18 protein-coding genes are annotated in these 20,203 nt (G+C 39.8%); all 18 read right to left on the bottom strand.

What is annotated here, in order from left to right:
- Window positions 1-25 precede the first annotated feature (25 nt).
- Window positions 26-1,066: a rod shape-determining protein gene (locus HWV01_RS01060; protein ID WP_211673685.1), complete on the bottom strand. Its 1,041-nt coding sequence runs from the start codon at window positions 1,064-1,066 to the stop codon at window positions 26-28.
- 101 nt (window positions 1,067-1,167) lie between these two features.
- Window positions 1,168-4,473, bottom strand: coding sequence for a DUF6701 domain-containing protein (locus HWV01_RS01055; RefSeq protein WP_211673684.1), 3,306 nt, complete (start codon window positions 4,471-4,473; stop codon window positions 1,168-1,170).
- Window positions 4,470-4,898: a PilX N-terminal domain-containing pilus assembly protein gene (locus HWV01_RS01050; RefSeq protein WP_249185409.1), complete on the bottom strand. Its 429-nt coding sequence runs from the start codon at window positions 4,896-4,898 to the stop codon at window positions 4,470-4,472. The genes HWV01_RS01055 and HWV01_RS01050 overlap by 4 nt, the downstream gene beginning before the upstream one ends.
- A gap of 33 nt (window positions 4,899-4,931) precedes the next feature.
- Complete coding sequence (locus tag HWV01_RS01045; RefSeq protein ID WP_211673683.1) at window positions 4,932-5,750, bottom strand: type II secretion system protein J; 819 nt, start codon at window positions 5,748-5,750, stop codon at window positions 4,932-4,934.
- Window positions 5,750-6,325 carry a type II secretion system protein gene (locus tag HWV01_RS01040; protein ID WP_249185408.1) on the bottom strand — a complete coding sequence of 192 codons (576 nt, stop codon included), beginning with the start codon at window positions 6,323-6,325 and terminating at the stop codon, window positions 5,750-5,752. The genes HWV01_RS01045 and HWV01_RS01040 overlap by 1 nt, the downstream gene beginning before the upstream one ends.
- A complete protein-coding gene (locus HWV01_RS01035; RefSeq protein ID WP_211673682.1) occupies window positions 6,315-6,824 on the bottom strand; it encodes a prepilin-type N-terminal cleavage/methylation domain-containing protein in 510 nt (169 codons plus the stop codon). Before HWV01_RS01035 ends, HWV01_RS01040 begins: the two co-directional genes overlap by 11 nt.
- 181 nt (window positions 6,825-7,005) lie before the next feature.
- Entirely contained in the window at window positions 7,006-7,482 is a 477-nt protein-coding gene (locus HWV01_RS22440; RefSeq protein WP_211673681.1) for a type II secretion system protein, read from the bottom strand.
- Window positions 7,483-7,728: 246 nt separating this feature from the next.
- Complete coding sequence (locus HWV01_RS01025) at window positions 7,729-8,943, bottom strand: type II secretion system F family protein (RefSeq protein WP_211673680.1); 1,215 nt, start codon at window positions 8,941-8,943, stop codon at window positions 7,729-7,731.
- Between the two features lie 66 nt (window positions 8,944-9,009).
- Complete coding sequence (locus tag HWV01_RS01020; protein WP_211673679.1) at window positions 9,010-10,920, bottom strand: GspE/PulE family protein; 1,911 nt, start codon at window positions 10,918-10,920, stop codon at window positions 9,010-9,012.
- On the bottom strand, window positions 10,920-12,065 hold the full coding sequence (locus HWV01_RS01015; protein ID WP_211673678.1) for a lipopolysaccharide assembly protein LapB: 1,146 nt from the start codon (window positions 12,063-12,065) through the stop codon (window positions 10,920-10,922). The genes HWV01_RS01020 and HWV01_RS01015 overlap by 1 nt, the downstream gene beginning before the upstream one ends.
- Window positions 12,062-12,958 (bottom strand): ExeA family protein, encoded by an 897-nt coding sequence (locus HWV01_RS01010; RefSeq protein ID WP_211673677.1) that lies wholly within the window; start codon window positions 12,956-12,958, stop codon window positions 12,062-12,064. Before HWV01_RS01010 ends, HWV01_RS01015 begins: the two co-directional genes overlap by 4 nt.
- On the bottom strand, window positions 12,958-14,589 hold the full coding sequence (gene mshL / locus HWV01_RS01005) for a pilus (MSHA type) biogenesis protein MshL (RefSeq protein ID WP_211673676.1): 1,632 nt from the start codon (window positions 14,587-14,589) through the stop codon (window positions 12,958-12,960). Before mshL ends, HWV01_RS01010 begins: the two co-directional genes overlap by 1 nt.
- Window positions 14,590-14,604: 15 nt before the next feature.
- Complete coding sequence (locus HWV01_RS01000; protein ID WP_211673675.1) at window positions 14,605-14,949, bottom strand: MSHA biogenesis protein MshK; 345 nt, start codon at window positions 14,947-14,949, stop codon at window positions 14,605-14,607.
- Window positions 14,942-15,745, bottom strand: a complete 804-nt coding sequence (locus tag HWV01_RS00995; RefSeq protein WP_211673674.1) for a glucose-6-phosphate isomerase — start codon at window positions 15,743-15,745, stop codon at window positions 14,942-14,944. The genes HWV01_RS01000 and HWV01_RS00995 overlap by 8 nt, the downstream gene beginning before the upstream one ends.
- Window positions 15,742-16,341, bottom strand: coding sequence for a PilN domain-containing protein (locus HWV01_RS00990; RefSeq protein ID WP_211673673.1), 600 nt, complete (start codon window positions 16,339-16,341; stop codon window positions 15,742-15,744). Before HWV01_RS00990 ends, HWV01_RS00995 begins: the two co-directional genes overlap by 4 nt.
- Window positions 16,341-17,234 carry a type IV pilus biogenesis protein PilM gene (gene pilM, locus HWV01_RS00985; protein ID WP_211673672.1) on the bottom strand — a complete coding sequence of 298 codons (894 nt, stop codon included), beginning with the start codon at window positions 17,232-17,234 and terminating at the stop codon, window positions 16,341-16,343. The genes HWV01_RS00990 and pilM overlap by 1 nt, the downstream gene beginning before the upstream one ends.
- A gap of 151 nt (window positions 17,235-17,385) precedes the next feature.
- Window positions 17,386-19,299 (bottom strand): EAL domain-containing protein, encoded by a 1,914-nt coding sequence (locus HWV01_RS00980; RefSeq protein WP_211673671.1) that lies wholly within the window; start codon window positions 19,297-19,299, stop codon window positions 17,386-17,388.
- A gap of 267 nt (window positions 19,300-19,566) precedes the next feature.
- Window positions 19,567-20,202, bottom strand: a complete 636-nt coding sequence (gene ssb, locus HWV01_RS00975; RefSeq protein ID WP_211673670.1) for a single-stranded DNA-binding protein — start codon at window positions 20,200-20,202, stop codon at window positions 19,567-19,569.
- Window position 20,203 lies beyond the last annotated feature (1 nt).

Below are 20,203 nucleotides of genomic sequence, written 5' to 3'. Positions count from 1 at the left end.
CCTATAGGATTATTGAATCAGGAGCTTAATCGTAATTGAAAAGATCACCACCGTGCATATCAATCATTTCTAATGCTGTACCGCCGCCACGAGCCACACAGGTTAGTGGATCTTCAGCGATAACAACAGGAATACCAGTTTCTTCAAGTAATAAACGGTCAAGGCCACGGATTAACGCGCCGCCACCCGTTAGCACCATGCCACGTTCGGCAATATCCGAAGCTAACTCTGGTGGAGACTGTTCTAACGCTGTCATTACAGCACTCACAACACCCGATAATGGTTCTTGTAATGCTTCTAGAATTTCAGTGCTGTTTAGGATGAAACTACGTGGTACACCTTCTGCAAGGTTACGACCACGCACTTCAATTTCAACAACTTCGTCGAGTGGGTATGCAGAACCAATTTCTTTCTTAATACGTTCAGCAGTAGCTTCACCAATTAAGCTACCATAGTTGCGACGCACATAACTGATGATTGCTTCATCCAGTTTGTCACCACCAATACGTACTGATGAAGAATAAACAACACCATTTAGTGAAATGATTGCCACTTCGGTAGTACCGCCACCTATATCAACAACCATAGAACCAGTTGCTTCAGAAACAGGTAAACCAGCACCAATCGCCGCCGCCATTGGCTCGTCGATTAAAAATACTTCACGTGCGCCGGCACCTTGTGCAGATTCACGGATAGCACGACGTTCTACTTGCGTTGAACCACAAGGTACACACACAAGAACACGCGGGCTAGGACGGAAAAAGTTATTATCATGCACTTGTTTAATAAAGTGTTGTAGCATTTTTTCTGTCACGAAAAAGTCTGCTATTACTCCGTCTTTCATTGGACGAATAGCGGCAATATTACCAGGTGTACGACCTAGCATCTGCTTTGCAGCTGTACCAACTGCGGCAACACTCTTATTTGCACCGCGCTCTTGGCGGATCGCAACAACTGAAGGCTCGTCAAGGACAATACCTTGACCTTTAACATAAATAAGGGTGTTTGCTGTTCCCAAGTCGATTGATAAATCGCTAGAGAATACGCCTCTTAACTTCTTAAACATGGCTATGGGCATTCCTAAAAGTAAAATGTTGCAGGATCGGTTAACTTTACCAATGCGCAATGAATGAGGCAAGTTTATCAGACTTTATGACCGACAAACCATTAATTTAACCTTCTTCGGTAAATAACTCGATCATTACCATAGAAAAAGCCAAATACGATGTTCGCAGAGGGTGATTGATCAAAACCAACATGACCATCTTCCCAGTTATATTTAAACCAATCATCAACGGTATAATCAAGTTTAACCTCACCATTTAGATTCGGCGCTGCAATGATTAGCCCTTGCGTTATACCGTTGATAAAATTTCCTTTTCCTGAAAGCGCTGGTAAATGTTCAGCTGCAGGTGGCACTCCGCCTAAAGAAATATTCGTTAGCATCGCATCTACGAAATCGAAGTCCGTTATAGAATCATCATTATTCTTAATGAAGTTTGCGCCATCGAAATATTCAAGTTGCATGGTTGTGGCAAAATCATTCGACATTGGTCCGTATCCATCAGCAACCGTCCAACGGCCATAGCGTAGTTCAGTCGCTTGTGGAGATAACTGGCGTGCCGTTGCTTGCGCCGCTGGAATATCTAAATCATTGAGAACAACACCATCTTTATCAGTAATGCTGATACCAAAAAGAGTATTCATCATAGGTCCATCAGGTCCAGCTGAATCTCGAGAAAAATAACCATAATCCGGCATATCACCAGGTATATAAGCACCATTGACCCAAGCCCCGCCATAATCCTTTAGACGATGAGATAAATCTAAGCCATCCGAGTTTGCAATAAAAATAACCTTCGCTTTATCATCGCCATTGTAGTTTTTTGTCACTGCACCCAGACTATTTTGTGCTTCGAGTTGATAATCAAATAATAGCTCAGGTTGATCCATGTAAGTTATACCAACACTCATAGACGCGAAGAAAACCCAAGCATCAGTCCAATCACTGCCGATACCCGGCTCGTATAGAGGGTTGATTACCTGACACCATTGTGAATGGTCCCATTCCGGTCTACATTGATAAATATTGCCATCTTTGGATAGCACTTTCGTTCCAGCTAAATAAGCTGTACTACTTTTAGGATAAACATAATCATAACGGCTTGAGTTATAACTCACTATATCTATATAGTTTTCAACACTTGATGATACCAAGGTAAAATGCGATGGAATAAAACGGCCTATCTCAGTACCATTAGAATTTACCGAAAGATTATCATCAACAGAAAACCTCATGCCATAGTAATCTGAGTCTTTCACATTTATCTGAATTGCACCTACTTCACTATAAGTCGAGTCAGCAAAGCGATAGACCCCTTTATCAAAGATTGGTAAGCCAGGCATTCCAACCCACGTTGCCGAGGTCGAAGTTAATAGCGTCTTATTTTTTGCATAACTAAATTTTCCTTCAAACAAGTCTGCTTTAGGCATAGAACGGGTTAACTTTATACGTAAGTTATCATTTGAATTAGGGACATAATTAGACGTAATGTTACCGTCTGCATTCAGCGATTGGATCTTAAATGTAAAAATTTCACCTGCTTTATGTACATGCTTTAATACATTGTTATCCTGCTCCGTCAGTTCTGTTCTTATATCACCATTATGACGCGTGGCTTTAATTTTAAATTTATAGGGTCTCACTGCAAACTGATTGCTTTGCCCTTTGATTGTTAAACCATCCAAATCATTACGATTATCATTGATCGTATAGCTGGCTATTAAATTTATTTTACCGGCATCTTGATACTGCGCACTATTAATCAGGGCGGCATTGTTACTAAATATTAAATTAACCGCGCTGTAATGGTTCTCTTCATTTCTGTTATTTTTACCGAGACTCACCGAATTAGTGACGAAGTTTAAAGGTGAGCAAGTATTTGGCTCTTGGCATTGAACACCCAGCTTAACCGGGATTATTTCATTATTTTTGAAAATGTTCTTACATTGGCCATTTTTATTATAAAAAGCATCCAGTTTAATTGGTTTAGAAAAGTTAACACCCGCCACTTGATTGGCAATATCGTCACTGCCATCAGCATTATCATAGCTAAAGAAAAAACCGGTATCAGCAAAGTTAATATCGCAGTTACTCGTACCATTACACTTATAAGATTTATTACCGATACCAGTCAATGACAGAGTTAAGTCACCAGAATCTAAGTAGCCTAAGTTAATATCTGTCGAGCCTATAAAAAGGCCGCTGGATTCCGATATAGAGCCAGATCCAAGCTTTGCATTACCGACCAAGGTGACACTTGTCGAACGCGTCGATTCAACACAGGCACTACCTGATTGGAAATTATTGGTACAGGCTTGAACGCTAACAACTGCAGGTTCACAGGTTAATGCGCGATCACTATAGGTTAATTTGTAGTGGTCAATAGTGGGAGGTGGTGTATCTGCTTCAAACTTAACGACAATATCATCCCAAGACATATCGTCATCATCACCGAATCGACTGACATCAATTTTAAGCTCATAAGTATTCTTACTTTTAACCTTTCGTCTGATACTCCAAATATAATCACCAGTTGTCGTCCCACTACGTAAATAACGTTGAGAAATAATCCCCCCAGTATTCTTATTTTTTAGCGTTAAGTGGACATTATTGTCGTAACGAACTAAATCACGGTAATTATAAATTATAATAGAATCTACCGAACCATCACGAAGCGGTTTGAATTCATATTTAACATTACCGCCTTCATCTTTATCTGGATACCAACGCCCCGCATATCCATCACGTGGATACTCATCGTTATCACCGATATGACGGCGTTGAATAAATGCAAAGCTTTCAGTTTTACTGTCTTTTGAGACTGTTTCTAACTTAATATCTTCAAATTCAAAATCATCATAATTATAGCCATAACTTCGACAGTCGTTATACCAGCCAATCGGAGTTTGCCCATTAAAACACTGACCTGCAATAGCAATTCGATAGTCACCTTTAGTTAAAGATACTGGCGACACAAAATGAGCGTGGCCATTATCAGCATGCTCCTTACCGTTTTTATCTACGTGAGAACGAGTGTTAACCACAACATTGCCACGACTATCCCAAATGACAAAATATAATCGACCTGACGTATTATCAATATCCTCAAGTTTAATTTTCTCTAAAAGGATATCTTCAGTTAAATTAAAATGAATCGGGTTAACAGGTGTTGGGTTGAACAGTGCGTCATTATAATAATCATTACCATCCGCTCTCAGCATATAAGTAGGCACTATACGACTAAAGTTATTATCACCAATGGCAATTTCACCCTGCAGTAAAATTTCTCCTTTATTCTGTTTAGCTTCAACCGAAAAAACAGTACCAGTAAATAATAAAAATACACACAGTAAAGACGTTAAATGTCTGCTAAGTAATTTAGTAATCTGAAACACATAATTTAAAATCATATCTTCACTTCCGCTTCAATATTATGCTCAGCAATAATTTTTCCACCATCACAAGTACCAGTGGAAATGAGATAAAACAAACTGCTGTTATTAACTGGAATTCTTTGGCACTTAATCGTAACACTGCAGTTTTCCAATCCAACTTCATTACTGATATCAAACTGTAAATTTGTCGCACCTGAAATAGATGTTAAAGCAGGAAAGTCCGCACATGATTGCTTATTTATCAATATTTGATAGATACCATAATCCATTGCACTTTCAGCCGCATAATAAGCTTTAGCGCTATACACTTCGTCCGCGACACTATCAGCGGTTGAGCTCAGGACACGACTTAAGGTTGCGGCTAATAAAGACATAACCACAATAATAAATAAGGCGATAACGAGCATACTACCTTGTTGTTGCTTGATACTTATCTGCATAGTGTTAACGTCACTGTTTTGTAGGGTATATCATTATGGAACATTGCTTATCACCAATTGATGATCGAATCGAAGTACACTGTCGTCGCGCAATTTAAAACCAAAATTAAGATTTAAAATTGCATGACTAAATTGACTGGCCGATGTTAAGTTCATCGAACTATCAACACTCAGATCATCAGCCATCAAGACTCGATTGTCTAAGGTGAAATTTTGTGCTGATAATGGCGCTTGATTTCGGAACAAACGCATTGAATCACCAATGGCGAGTAAGCAATATTGTACTTTGTTCTCGGCAATGAAATACCGTGAAACAGCAGAATCTCTGCTTAAATTACTGCCAAACGTTAAAGTTGCTTGGGTTGGGTTAGCACTAGGCACGGGGACATAATTTGTTATTTCCGCAACCGTACTCGAGGGCAATGAATAAAAATCATCAGCATTGGTGGTCAATACACTGACATATTGACCTCTAAAGTTATTTTCATTATTTTTACGTTCCCTCGTTCGACGGTCCATGATTAATGACATCTTAGACAGTCCGCTAACGTTACCAATATACAGCCCTGCGGCGGTAAAAGGCACAAAGTCGATGCAGGAATAATTACCTGTAGTATTAATTCTTAAACTAAACGCAACAGCAGAGTTAAGCTCTTTATCCAATCGGTTGAAGATAAATCGCGCATCGTTTAAACGTTCATTCTGATTAATCGATGTTTGATATAATACAACATTAGAACTGATAAAGCGGCTACTGAACATACCGATAATACCCAATAAAAGGATCACCATGGTTAATTCTATTAAGGTGAATCCTGCATGACTGCCTTGTGGTAATTTAAACCTAGCCATCAGTAGTTCCCTTTGAATGATGTTAATTCGATAGATTCATCATTAGGCATAAATATGGTCACTCGGATTCTTTTCGCTACGTAAATCCCCCCCGAAGTGAGATTCGGATCAAATTTATCTGCCGCGAACGACACGCAAATTTGCAAACCGTAACCAGGATACTCACTCGTAAAATAAGCCAATGCTGCACTTGGATCATAATTAGGACGATCGCCACAATAGATATTATAATCATCAACATCATTAAAATTGTTCGGTGTCGAGCGAACCTCACTGCCTTCAGTGCCTAGGTCAGTACTACAAAGCTTTACCTCATCACAACGAATAAAGCCAGCAGAGCTCACGATATTCTCATCATAATAACGGAGCAATACTTGATCCATGATGCGCTTGCCTAACGCCGTTGCTTTAATTTGATACATAGACGTGACGGTATTGTTGGCTTGCGGCAAGAAGATACCTGTGACAATCACTAACGAGATGGCTAACACCACCATACCGACCACAATTTCAATCAAGGTGAAACCGCGTTGATGTCGCGTTTTAGGTGGTCTTGGCATTGAATTAGTTTTCATGAATAAAACCTTGTGCTTCGATACGCAGTGATAACGTTTGCTCGCCAATAATCGAGATATTACAACCGCGATTACGGGTACTACAACCATTGGCAATACCGAATTCATCAAACTCAATAATGCCAGTATCTGCGGTATTCGTAACGCTGAAACCGACTTTAGTACTATTCGCCTCAGCTGTGTTCATGCCCAAATGTGGTGCTGAAAATGAAGTTGGTAATGCAGAACCACAATTCGTTGGAATACCAAAACGACTAGCGGTAATAACAACACGGTTACAAGCGTAAGGATTGGTTGTACGGTCACGTCGGCACTCCGCGCCACAGCTCATCGCTTGTTGTTGCACGGTTTTGAGTAATTGCTGTAGCTGGTCACGATACGTTTGTGTTTCAAAACCATCGTTACCGTTAAATTTAGGAACGGCAATAGCGGCTAGAATACCTGTAAGGATAATAATAATAACGAGTTCAATGAGGGTAAAGCCCGACTTCTTATACATATGCTATAGCACCTCATGGCTTAATGACTGTGGATGCTAAGTATTAGATCCCTTCCCATACTGAGTATTGATAGTATTATAAAATCAAGAGGTTTGCATTAATAACAGGTATTAATCAAGAGGTTGTTGGAAATAAAAAAGGCTTACTGAAGTAAGCCTTTTCCTTACTTTAAGACGTAGTTTATAATTTGATCGTGTTAGCACCACAAAGTTCACTAACAACTTTATAACGTGCTGTTGCTGTAGCTTCTACATAACTAACACAAGTATCTGTTGATGTTGATGCAGTACCATTCCAAAAAGTAATAGTATCACCTTGAGGATCTTGCGTCGTAGGTGTTTTTGATGAGAAACCGCTCACTTCAATAGATGCAGTGATACCGTCAGTTGATGCTTTAGGATAACCGTAAATAGTCTGAATAGTCGTACCAGCATCATTAATGCTCCCTGTGTCTTTACCTTCAACACCATCAATAGCCGCTTTAGAATAAACGATGTTAGCAGCGCTGTGTAGTGCAGACTCTACGCCTTTCATTGCAGATACTTTTGCATCATCTTGCAGGTTAAGAAATTTAGGCACAGCTGTCGCCGCTAAGATACCTAGTACAATAATTACGATCACTAATTCGATTAATGTAAAACCATTTTGTTTTTTCATATTTGAACTCCTGTTCATTTTGCTGATAAATTACATAGACATAAACATGACAACACGTCCATATAATTTACATTAATGTACGAAGCTGTATATTTTTTGATACTATGCCAAAAAAATAATATTTTCACTAGTTTTATTTAAGTTAATGTGGCGAAATCGTAATAGTTCGACTAAGCATGGTAATATTTAATGTCATCGTTGGGCATAAAAAAGCCTATAGAAACACCTCTGAATAAGAGCCGCAAGTTAACCTTGTACAACGCCCATCATGTCCCACATAGGAACAAAAATACCCAGAGCTAAAACCAATACCATGATGGCAACAATACCAATCAAGATTGGTTCAATCTTAGCGGTTAGCGATTGCAGTTCATAATCTACTTCACGTTCGTAAAACTGCGCGGCTTCTAATAACAAGTCATCCACTTGGCCTGTTTCATCACCAACCGAAATCATTTGTAAGATCAATGGGGTAAACATGCCGCTTTCAATCGCCGTGATAGTTAAACTCTTACCTTCTTCAATACCTGAGCGCATAGACAAGATACGTACTTCCATCCATGCGTTATCAACCGTTGATGCCACCAGTGAAAGACTATTGTTCAGTGGCACACCACCTTTAAGCATTAACGAAAAACTGCGCGCAAAACGTGATAGCAGGGTTTTTTCGATAACAGGCCCCACAATCGGGATGCGGATATAGAACAAGCCCCACTTCAATTTACCTTTGTCGGTTTTAATATAATATTTGAAGGCAAAAATACTGCCGATCACACCCACGATTAATAAGTGCCAATAATTCACAAAGAAAGCAGAAGATGCCAGTAAGGCACGTGTCGCCCACGGCAATTCGACGCCAAATTTACTAAACATATTGGCAAACGTGGGGATCACAAAAATATTTAAGACCACTAGCGCTGATACAATCGAAATTAATACAAACATCGGATAACGGATTGCACTACTAATACGACGTCGTGTATCCATTTCTAATTCAAGATAATTAGAAATTTGTAAAAATGAATCATCCAGGCGACCGGTATTTTCACCGACACGGACAATCGACACAAAAATAGACGCAAATACGTGTGGATGCGCATTCATCGCAGCCGACAATGTTGTCCCGTTATTTAAACGCGTCACGACATCATTGAGTACGTCTTTCAATTTAACGTGAGAACTCGATTCAGATAACCCTTTAATCGCACGGATCATAGGAATACCAGCGCGGGTTAAGGAATACATCTGACGCGCGAAAATAACCAGCTCTTCCAGCGGGACTTTCCGTGTAAACAGTTGGCTAAAATCAATATCTCGGCTGCCTGTCGATATATTAATTGACGTAGGCGTGATCCCTTTACGCATTAATGATTCAACAAGCACATCTTGATTTTGCGCTTCTTGATCTCCCGAAACGGCATTGCCTTGGATATCCCGGCCTTTATAACTAAAATTTGGCATTCGCTAACCTTAATAGTCCTATTTACTGACCACTACGGTCCTATTCACTGTCCACTACGGTTCTATTCACTGTCCACTACGGTCCAATGCCCGAACCACTTCAGCCAAGCGTAAAATCTTTTCAATATCACCGCGATCAACTTTATCTAACTCTCTAATATTTCCTGCAATATTGGCACCTAAGGTCTCAGACGTTAATACCTCACTGGTAATCATATGTTCAGTATTATATTCATCCTGACTGGCGTTATCGTCACTGCTTCTGTCATCGAGCGTAAGTTCATCTGCCAGTTTTAATACTTCCTCGATAGAGGTTAAACCTTGTTTCGCAAAATCCAGCGCCGACAGTACTAATGGTCGATAATATTTGGTTTTGCGTGCTTCGATAGCAAACTCATCAGGTGCGTCACGTCGCAGTGCATCGCACATTGCATCATTGAGTTCTAATAACTCAAATACACCGATTCGGCCACGATAACCCGTGTAGTTACAGCTTTGACAACCCATACTGCGATAAAAATGGGCGTTACCCAGTGGTTCTTTGGCTATTTTTTCTAAACAATATTGCTCACTACTAGCCAGTTCATGAGTACTTTTACATTGGCCACATAATTTACGTACTAACCTTTGTGCGACCACTGCGCGTAATGCAGCGCCAATTAAATAGCCTGGCGCGCCCATATCCATTAACCGTAATGCACAGGTAATCGCATCATTAGTATGTAATGTTGATAACACCATATGACCAGTTAATGCACCACGTAAACCAATTTCAGCCGTCTCTTTGTCACGCATTTCACCTACTAATAAAATATCAGGATCTTGACGTAAGCAAGTACGTAGAATATGGGCAAAATCCAAACCAATCTTAGGATTAACCTGTACTTGGCTGATCCGTGGTAAGCGGTATTCAACAGGATCTTCCACCGTAATAATCTTTTTACCAGGTTCGTTCAATTCACTTAAAGCGGCATATAACGTGGTTGTTTTACCGCTACCCGTAGGTCCAGTCACCAATACCATGCCATGAGGTCGACGGATCAAACTACGTAAACGTTTAATTAACTCTGTTGGCATCCCAGTATTTTCTAACTGGAAAACCCCCGCGTCTTGATTAAGTAAACGCATGACTACTGATTCACCATACTGCACAGGCATGGTTGACATCCGCACATCAATCGATTGATTACGAACGTTTAAATTAAAACGTCCATCTTGCGGTAAACGTTTTTCAGAAATATCCAAACTCGCCATTAATTTGAGACGTAATACCAATGCCGGTACGATCGCGACTTCATTAAGTATATTTTCTTGTAGCACACCATCAACACGTAAACGAATACGTAACGCTTTTTCATCCGGTTCAATGTGGATATCTGATGCCCCAATTTGCACCGCATCTTCAAATACTGAATTAAGAAACTTAACCACAGTAGCTTCGTTAGATGCATCATCTACATCACGAAATATATCGAATTCTTGTGTTGGTCTATGTTCATCTTCAAGTTGACCAGCAAACGCTTCAATATCTTTGGTTCGGCGATATAAACGGTCATAAGCGGGTAATAATTGGCTTTCTCTGACGATGGCAAAGTCTAACTGGTAAAGAAAAAGTAGATTTGATATCGCTTCAACGGCATAAAGGTCAGCTGGATCACTCAATGCTACCGTTAAATTATTATCTTCAGATTTAACGACTAAAGCACGATGACGACGCGCATGTACTTCCGGTAATTTCAATACCGTCTGCTGTGGGATATTTAATGCCGAAATATCTAAAAACGGAATATTTAACTGTTGGGATAAAAAGCTAAGCAGTTGCTCTTCAGTAATAAAATCTAAGTTGATCAGTGTCGAACCTAATTTTCCGCCACTACTACGTTGCTCTTTGAGTGCTAAACCAAGTTGCGCCTCACTGATAATGTTCTCACCAACAAGTAAATCACCCAATCGTTGTTTTAATTTCAATTGTGTCATTACTGTTTCTCCAACTGGGCAATACGCGCATTAATATAATTACGTGAAGAAGCAGATAGCTGCCCCATGTTTTGTGCGGAGTGATAAGCCGTTAATGCTAATCGGACTTGCTGCGCTTTGTCGGCAGAAATACCCAGTCCTAACCACCATTTAGCTCGGTTCGGTTCATAGTCGGTCAATTTCTTATACGCAATTAATGCTGTATCTAAATCATCTAGACTTTGTGCTAAACCAGCAAGCATGGCGTAATAATCGACATTACCGTCAACCTCGGGCATGTGAGGCTTAAGATAATAATAAGCTTGTTGTTTATTTTTATTCTTTAAATAAATACGCGCTAACATTAGGCGAAAGTTCGTGTATTCAGGCGACACACTTAAACCTTCTTGTAACAAAGTGACTGCCAATTGCGTACGTTCCTCACCGTATAAGATCGCGGCTAATTTTTCTCGAGACAAATCATGTTGCTTATCTAACATCAACACTTTGCTAAATAGCTGCTTGGCCCGTGCTTTATCACCAGCAAGTAATGCCGCTTCAGCTTGTTTTGCGTATAGCTGTGCTTGCTGCACTGGTGTGCGAGTAATCGCTTTAATTGAAATTGAACTCTCTTGCTCAGCCTTATCGTTAGATGAGGCCACAACACTTTTCATTTCAGAAATTAAAGGCTTTGCCTTTACGGGGATTAGCGCTTTAGGCTCAATGTAAACAGGCTTAGCAAGCGGTGTAACAGGCAAGGCCATTGGTTTCGCCGCACTCACTGTTACTGTCTTTACAACTGGGCTAGCGACGACCGACTTTTCAAGTAACTTACTCGCGACCACCTCTTTATTTACGTCGTAATGCTCTGCATTTACACGCACAACGGTCTTCACTGGTTCAGCTTGTATATGTACTTTTTCTGATATCACAGGTAATGCAGTCGCGTTTGCAACTGGAGCGACTAAAACTGTCATATTTTGTTTTTGGACAAATAGATAAGCAGCAAGTAACCCCATTATTACAATCGCGATAAGTAAGCAAATTATGACATTATTATTACGTGCTGGCGCAACAACAACGACAGCACCACGTTGGTCAGGTTGTATTTGTTGTTGCTGGGCACCTTTATCTAGCCCTTGTAGCATTTGATTAATAACACTCACAACATTGATTCTCCAAACCACCAAATAACTAATATCATCTCAATAACAAGAACACTGGCTAAGATCGGCAAACGTAAATTACGTTGCTGAATTGCACTTTCGGTGTCTTTAATGGCAAGTTTAACCAATTTTGCACTGACCTTACGAACGTTCAAACCATAACTTAACATTAAACACTTATGTGCTAACACATTGATTAATCTTGGTATACCACCACTTGCTTGGTGTAGCATGCGTAATGCGCGAGGTTCAAATAAAGGCGCACCACGATAGCCAGACACAGTAAGACGATGTTCAACATAACTCGCCGTTTCATTAATAAGTAACGGGCGAAGTTGGTACGAAAAGGTAATACGTTGGCGTAATTGACGTAAGTTATCTTGTTTTAATCGTGTATCTAACTCAGGTTGGCCAAACAACACAACTTGCATTAACTTCTTACTTTCAGTTTCTAAGTTACTGATTAAACGCAACGCTTCTAAGGTTTCATGAGGCAGCATTTGCGCTTCATCAATCAATAAGACGACTTGTTTTACTTCTGCCGAGAGTGCAATTAATTGATGGTTAAGCGCTTCTGTTAATTTGTGTTGATCTAAACTGGCATCAATACCGAGTTCACTCGCTACCGCGGTACGCATTTCATTGGGTGTTAAGTACGGATTAGGTAAATAGGCGATCACATAGTCGTCGCCTAGCTCATTGAGTAATTTACGACAGATAAGCGTCTTACCCGTGCCCACTTCACCAGTCACTTTGATAAAACCTTCGCCACTTGCAAGTGCCGTAGTCAGAACCTGTAATGCTTCAAAGTGTGGTACCAAGGGATGGTAAAACTGCGTATTTGGCGTCAGACCAAAAGGCACTTCCGTCAAACCAAAATGCGCGTTATACATTAACCTTTCTCATTTTTTTGTTCTGTTGGGTACCACTGTTCAAGTAATTCAGCTGAGCGTTCTAGCTCTAATCGCCATGTATTTTGGTCAATCACTACAGGCTTAATTAAAATAATTAATTCTGTTTTTTGTACTGATTGCGAACGGCGAGTAAACAATTCGCCTAACCAAGGAATATCACCTAAAAATGGTACTTTCGCTACTAAATCTTTATTAGCGGTTTTCATCAAACCACCGATAACAATAATTTCACCACTTTTCGCTTTTACAACGGTATCCGTTTCACGCACCTCACTTTTTGCCAATGGAAGTACAATTGGTTGACCGTCACCTGGCGAGATCGTTTTTGTCGAATCGCTTACTTCAATAATCGACGGGTGAACGTGTAATAACACACCGCCATCACTATCAATTTGCGGCGTTACATCTAGGGCGATACCAGAGAAAAAGGGGGTTATCTCAATATTTCTATCTATCCGATCATTGTCTGCTGATGTTGATGCCGTTGTGCTATAACCCGTCACAAAATATTCATCACTACCAACTTTAATCACAGCTTTCTGATTATTAAGCGCTGTAACACGTGGGCTAGATAAAACGTTCACATCACCTTGCGTCTTTAACAAACTAATTGCAGCACTAAAATCATTACCCGCCAACGTTAATACGCCAGCACCAGAAGCAATATCGGTAATATCGGAAGCATTAAAATCAAACGATGATTTAGTTTTAACACCCGCATTATTTATATTCCAATCAATGCCTTGTTCATAACCGTCATTTAATGTCACTTCCATCACCTTCACCTCAAGTAATACTTGACGCTGTAAATGTTCCTCGGCTTTATTTAAAAAATCTTTTATCTTACGAATATCTTTCGGGTAGCCATGTACGGTAACCAAGCCCGCTTGCGGACTAATCACAACTTGGGTATTTCGTTCATTTGCCGTTAGGCCCAGTAATGTATTTTCTAATTCAGTCCAGTAATCAGTGTCCGTTTGCGTCGATATATCGGTACCTTTACTCGTTGTTGACGACGATGAATTATCTGATGAATTATCATCGTTACCGTCTGACGAGCTACTGCCCGACGAGCCACCATCGGTTAGATAACCAGAACTGATAGAACTATTTGATGAACCATTACGTTTCATCAATAAGTAGTTCATTGGAATAATTTCAGTACGTATACCAGCCCCGTTTACGCGATAGGTATTACCTTGCCGTTGGATATCATAACCATACATATCCGAGACCTCATCCATCGTCTCAGCAATTGTCACATCATTTAGTACCACAGTGACACGGCCCGATACGTCTGGACTAACGATAAGATTATATTTAGTGTCCTTTAGCAGGGACCCAAAGAACTGACGTGCCGATACTGATTTAGCCGCAATGTCCATACGCGGTTCGATAACAGGTGTATTCAAACTGTCATTACCGTCGAATTCAGGTAACAGTTCAGCATTGACATCATCAGGTACCGTCCAAGCGTCTGATTGAGCGTCTGCACGATCAAGCTCTGCTTGGATTGATTCTTTAATGACTACAGGCTCAAGTGAACTACGAGTTGTTTGACAACCCGTTAAAAACACACCTAAAATAATAGCAAGATACAACTTGTTCATAATTAAATTTGAGCCCTAATGTTTAATTTCACTGCCAAATAATGACAATCTAAATTCTTTATCGTTACGTACAAAATACACAAAATCAGTGGTAACACGGCGTACTTTGAAGCCTGAAACCCAACTTCCCGCTTGTACTTCTTTGTCATTCATGATCGCAATATATGTCTGATCACGCATAAAAATGGCCTGTAAGGTTGGAATCGGTACTTTAGCCTTAGCTTGACGACGAATGACAGGCTCAACCGCCCCCCAAGGACCCGTTGGATCATCAAGTATATTACCGTTAATCACACCTTGTTCCGCTTGCGCGATACCAACACTCAATAGCATGAATATTGGCAGTAATAATTTAACCACGAATAAATTCCTTATTAACACTCAAGGTATAAATCTCCATCACGACCTGCGCGGTTGGGTAGTCTTGCATTTGATAATCAAAGACCTCCCAATAGAATTTCTTTGGTAGCTGTTCAATCTGCGTTAAATAGGCTTGAATATTAAAAAATGACCCCGTCATCGTTATACGTAAACCATGTCGATAAAGTAATACCTCCGACTCATCCGTGACGGTTATCGATGTTTGTGAATTAGCCAACGCCGCATCAATATTTTTAGATATTTCATCACTCTTAATGATGTTATCCACATTCAGATCTTGGCCGCTCGCACTCGAAAATGTAGGTTTGGTCTTCTCTTCGACCTTTTCAAGCGTGTTGTTATTACCGGTTAGCGTCGTCACAGGCAATGACTCAATCGATATCAATTTTACGTTATTAGCGCGGCTTAATACATCACCCAATACCAAAGCCATTTGATTTGAGTTAATTAAGTCGGCCGTTAAATCGGTTAATTTACCATTTGCCTTGTTAAATTCAGATTCAGCACGCGCAATACGTAACTGAACGACTTTATTTGGATCACTCGCTAATGCTTGCAATAATTCTGCTTTATCAAATTCATATTGTTGTTGCTGCTGCTGTAAAGAAGCCAGTTTTGACTGTGATTTTTGATTTTGTAAATAAACTGGTTCTAACCAAAAACTATAAATAAGATAAAAAATCGCGATCAACAGCGAGCCAACCAGCAATAAACGCTCACGCATTGATAATAAAGTAAACTTAGCTTTCATTGTCAGCCAATGTTGCTGCATCATTCACTAACCTCCACAACGAGTTGGTTAGTTAAAGTGAATGCGATCACATCATCACTATTTCGATTAATATTTAATAAGTTAAATTCTCGACCTTGTAATGATTTACCCTGTGAGAATTTACGGATCCAACGGGGTATCGCTTCATGCGTTCTTGCTATCCCCGTCAGCGTCATACGATCACCAGATAATCGTATTTGATTTAAACGAATATCTCTGTCGCGTTGTAGTGCTAAATCAGACATTAAAATAGCAAAACCACTAGATTGTACTAATGCTAAATTGGAGAGCTGCTCCAATAATTTATCACGGTATTGTAAACGTGTTTGTAACAGAGTTAATTGTTGGATTAACGCCGGATTTTGAACATGCAGTGATACTTGATTAGATAAATCAGCCACTTCAGCTTCTTGTTCGATCAATTGGTTTTTTGCCCATTTAACTTGCTGCTCTAATACAGCTTTGTCATTCTCAGCCATATAAGCAAGTGCTAACATCACCACTAGCGCACTAGTGATAGCGACCACCGCTTGCGTTAATGTTAAATATTCTTTTTTTGGCTTAAATGCCTGAGTATATAAATTTACGCGATTTTTCATCACAATATTTCCAAAGCGCCGCCAATGGCAGGTAAGAAACCAGTATCAATATTTTCACTAATATAGGCATGCTTTAATGAAATAACAGGAATAGTAAAATTAAGCTGTAAACGTGCAATTAGCGGCTCTAAACTAGTACTCGGCAATGCTAAATTAATGTCTTTCACTTCCGGTAATTTCAATTGGCTTACCGCAAAGTCAGCTGAGCGTTGAATCTCTAAGCTAAAGTTATCTAACAACGAAGTATCAAGCTGATCCTCTTTTAGATCGCGTAATCGAGAAAAACCACGTAAACGGCGCGAGAAATAAACCTGGTTATCGTGGATAATCGTCAAATTTACTTCTTGATAATCCTGTTGAGCAATTAACATTTGTGTACTTTTTCGATTCACATCAGCACTGGTATTAAATAGGTTCGCTGTCGCTAATTCCTCAATACCAATAGTAAGCAGCTCAAGTTTTGCTTGCTGTATTGCGGTAACAATCAATTCCACGAGACTTTTTGCACAATAGACGAGGTTAATCTTATTCTGATTGGGCACCGAAAAATAATCGAATACCACGGTACCAATAGACTCACTGATAAATTCTTTCGCAATGAAAGGCAATGTACTGGCAATTTCATCATCAGGGACACTTGGCTTATCAATTTGTAATAACTGATACAGTTGATTTGATAACACAACATGGCAAGTGGATGCCTGCAGGTTGTGTTTCGAAATCATGTTATTCAGTGTTTTAACAAGTTCAGAAACATCACTAAATGCACTTGAATCAAGTACTGATATCGCGTCATTACCTGTCGATAATGCACAGATATCGACACGCTGTTTAGCAATGAAAATACCCAGTTTTGTTGATATATTCTGTTTTTTTAACCAGGGTATACGCATAAAACTCTGTCGCACCTAAATAAATGAATAATGGCTTATAAATCAAACAATGACTATCATACTTTAATCGCCATTAAGTAGTAAGCAAAGTGTGATACTAGCACCATAATATCACACTTAAATAGCGAAAGTATCACACTGAAGTCCCTCGTCACTCATTCAATACACTGAGTTTATTACAAAAAAAACCTTGGGCACCATAAATGCCAAGTTTATTTAGTGCATCCCACTCACCTTTCGATTCCACACCAACCGCAATAACAATAGTAGCTAAATTAACAGTACCACCTAGGATACTGCGGATCGCCAGTTGATTAATTTGACGTTTATGTAAATCACGAACTAAACTGTGGTGAATTTTGATAACGTCGACATCTAATTTCTTAATATAGGACGAATCAACCACATCTTGACCAACCATATCCACAGCGATACAACAGCCCAGTGCTTTTAAATTTTTAACGGGCTCTAATAACATCTCTAAATTACGATTAATTTGATATTCATGTATTTCAAAATTCAGCATCGCGCGTAATCTCACCGGTAAGCGGATAATATCGAGGTAAACGGCGCGCATAAAACGTTTATCCAAATAACTCTGAATATCTAAGTTTATCCCACAAGAAATAGGCTCACCTTGCTCTAGATTCGAGATCGCTCGCTCTACGGTTAGCCGATCAATGCGTTTAAGTACACCACATTTTTCTGCCATTGGTAAAAAGACCCCCGCATGAACCCATTCATCATTCTCGTCTTTTAACCTTGGGTAAATTTCATAACCTAATACCTGCTTATTTTCCATGCCTAAAATGAGTTGTTGCTCATAATAGAATGCATTATTTTTGAAGGTTCGCTCAAACAGCCCACGCCATCTGACAGTGCCTTTCGCATGAACCGGTGTTTTCTCTTCTTGTTCATACAAGAACCAGCCAGAGCAACCTTGTAATATCGCAATCTTTAATGCCTGATCGACGCTTTCTAATACTTCTTCTGCGCGTTCAGCATAATTATAAATAGCGACACCAGTATAAAATAATTCATCACAATCCACAGGCGTGAATAAATTGACTCGTGTGAGTAATTTGTACAACTGCTTCATCACAATTTCAGATTCAGGGCCTGTGATCCGAGGCAATAAAATAATAAATTGATCGCCACGATAACGAGCAAGTACAGAGCCAGTAAAACGCTCCACAAACTGACTTAACAGTTCACTGACCGATTTAACCATTTCATCAACACTGGCCACACCATGGTTATAATTTAATTGCGATAACTCATAGAGTTCTATTTTTATAATCGTGCCAGCATTAACACCGGGATCGGATAACATTGCTTCTAATTGATTTAAAAAGAAATCACGGTTACCAATACCAGTTGAGGCATCAACAAACGCGTTAGTACGCATATAAGAATCAAAACGACTGCGCTCTTGCTTGGTATCTTCCAAGTCTGCAATTAGCTTATCAAACGCTCGGCTGGTTGCTTTTGGCCATTCAGATTCGGAGCCAACGGCCACTTTAATATGATCACCGTTGAGAATTTTATAACTGCGTGTAGAAAGTAATTCAGCACCATACATGCCTTTTTTAAGCAGTCGAATGGCAATGACTAAACCAAATAAAACAATGAGTAAACCCGTGCTCACTCCGGTAAATAATTCAGGCGGATATTCCATCGCATAATAGGGGGAAAGCATAATAACTTTCGCTTTAAAGTCACTATTCGCTTTTAATTCAAAATGATATTCTTTGAGAAAAGGAATAAAACCATCAGTCTCTGGCGATCGCCCATCAAAGTAGTAACTGACAATGCCATCTTTTTCGACGGTCAGCTTCAATACAGAATGCGCACGTAATAGCTCTGGTAGCCAGAATGCAAAACGAGGTTCACTGTCTTCCATCGCCAGTTGCTCGTCCATCACATCGATCAATTTTGAGATATTTTGCTTTTGGGTTTCAATCGCAAGACCACGTAAACTAACGCCACCACCCAACAATACCACACCAATAGATGACAGCACGCACACAATAATAAAACCAATCAGTTTGTTGGTAAATTTCATATATTCCTATACATCCCTATATCAGAATCTCATGATGAAACACAAATTATGTAACGACAATATAATGCCGATATAGTTAATTATTCTACTGCATTCTGCTTTTAATAACATATAAAAAACTAATCACGTGTTGCATTAACACAATAAAATGGCAAATAGGACAAAGTATATAAATAATTTTCGGGGGGGAAACATAACGACAAATAAAAAAAACCCCGAAAAATCGGGGCTTTATATATCTGTTTAAGCAATCAAGTAATGACTATGCTAGAACGGAATATCATCATCAAAGTCTGCAGACGGTTCGTTAAAACCTTGCTGCGGCGCTTGCTGTTGAGGCGCTGGAGCAGGAGCTTGCTGTTTAGGAGCATAGCTTTGCTGTTGCTGTTGCTGTGGTTGTTGTTGCTGTGGCTGTTGGTTATAACCGCCTTGTTGTTGTGGTGCCGCTGCTGGCTGTTGTGGCTGACCCCAACCAGCATTTTGGTTCTGCTGTTGCTGTGGCTGTTGGTTACTATTATTATAACCGCCGCCCTGCTGCTGCTGACCGCCTTGACGCGAACCAATCATTTGCATTACACCGTTAAAACCTTGTACTACAACTTCTGTTGTAAAACGATCTTGGCCATTTTGATCTTGCCATTTACGTGTTTGTAATGCGCCTTCAATATATACCTGAGATCCTTTACGTAAGTATTCACCCGCAATTTCAGCTAATTTACCGAATACCGCAACGCGGTGCCATTCAGTTTTTTCGCGCTGTTCACCAGTTTGCTTATCACGCCATGATTCACTTGTCGCAATCGTTAGATTGGCAACCGCGCCACCATTTGGAAATGAGCGGATTTCAGGATCATTACCTAAATTACCAAGAATAATTACTTTATTTACGCCACGACTGGCCATG

Source organism: Moritella sp. 5 (genome assembly GCF_018219455.1).
Classification (GTDB): Bacteria; Pseudomonadota; Gammaproteobacteria; order Enterobacterales; family Moritellaceae; genus Moritella.
Note: the sequence above shows the minus strand (reverse complement) of the source record. Positions and strands in the feature narration are given on the sequence as shown.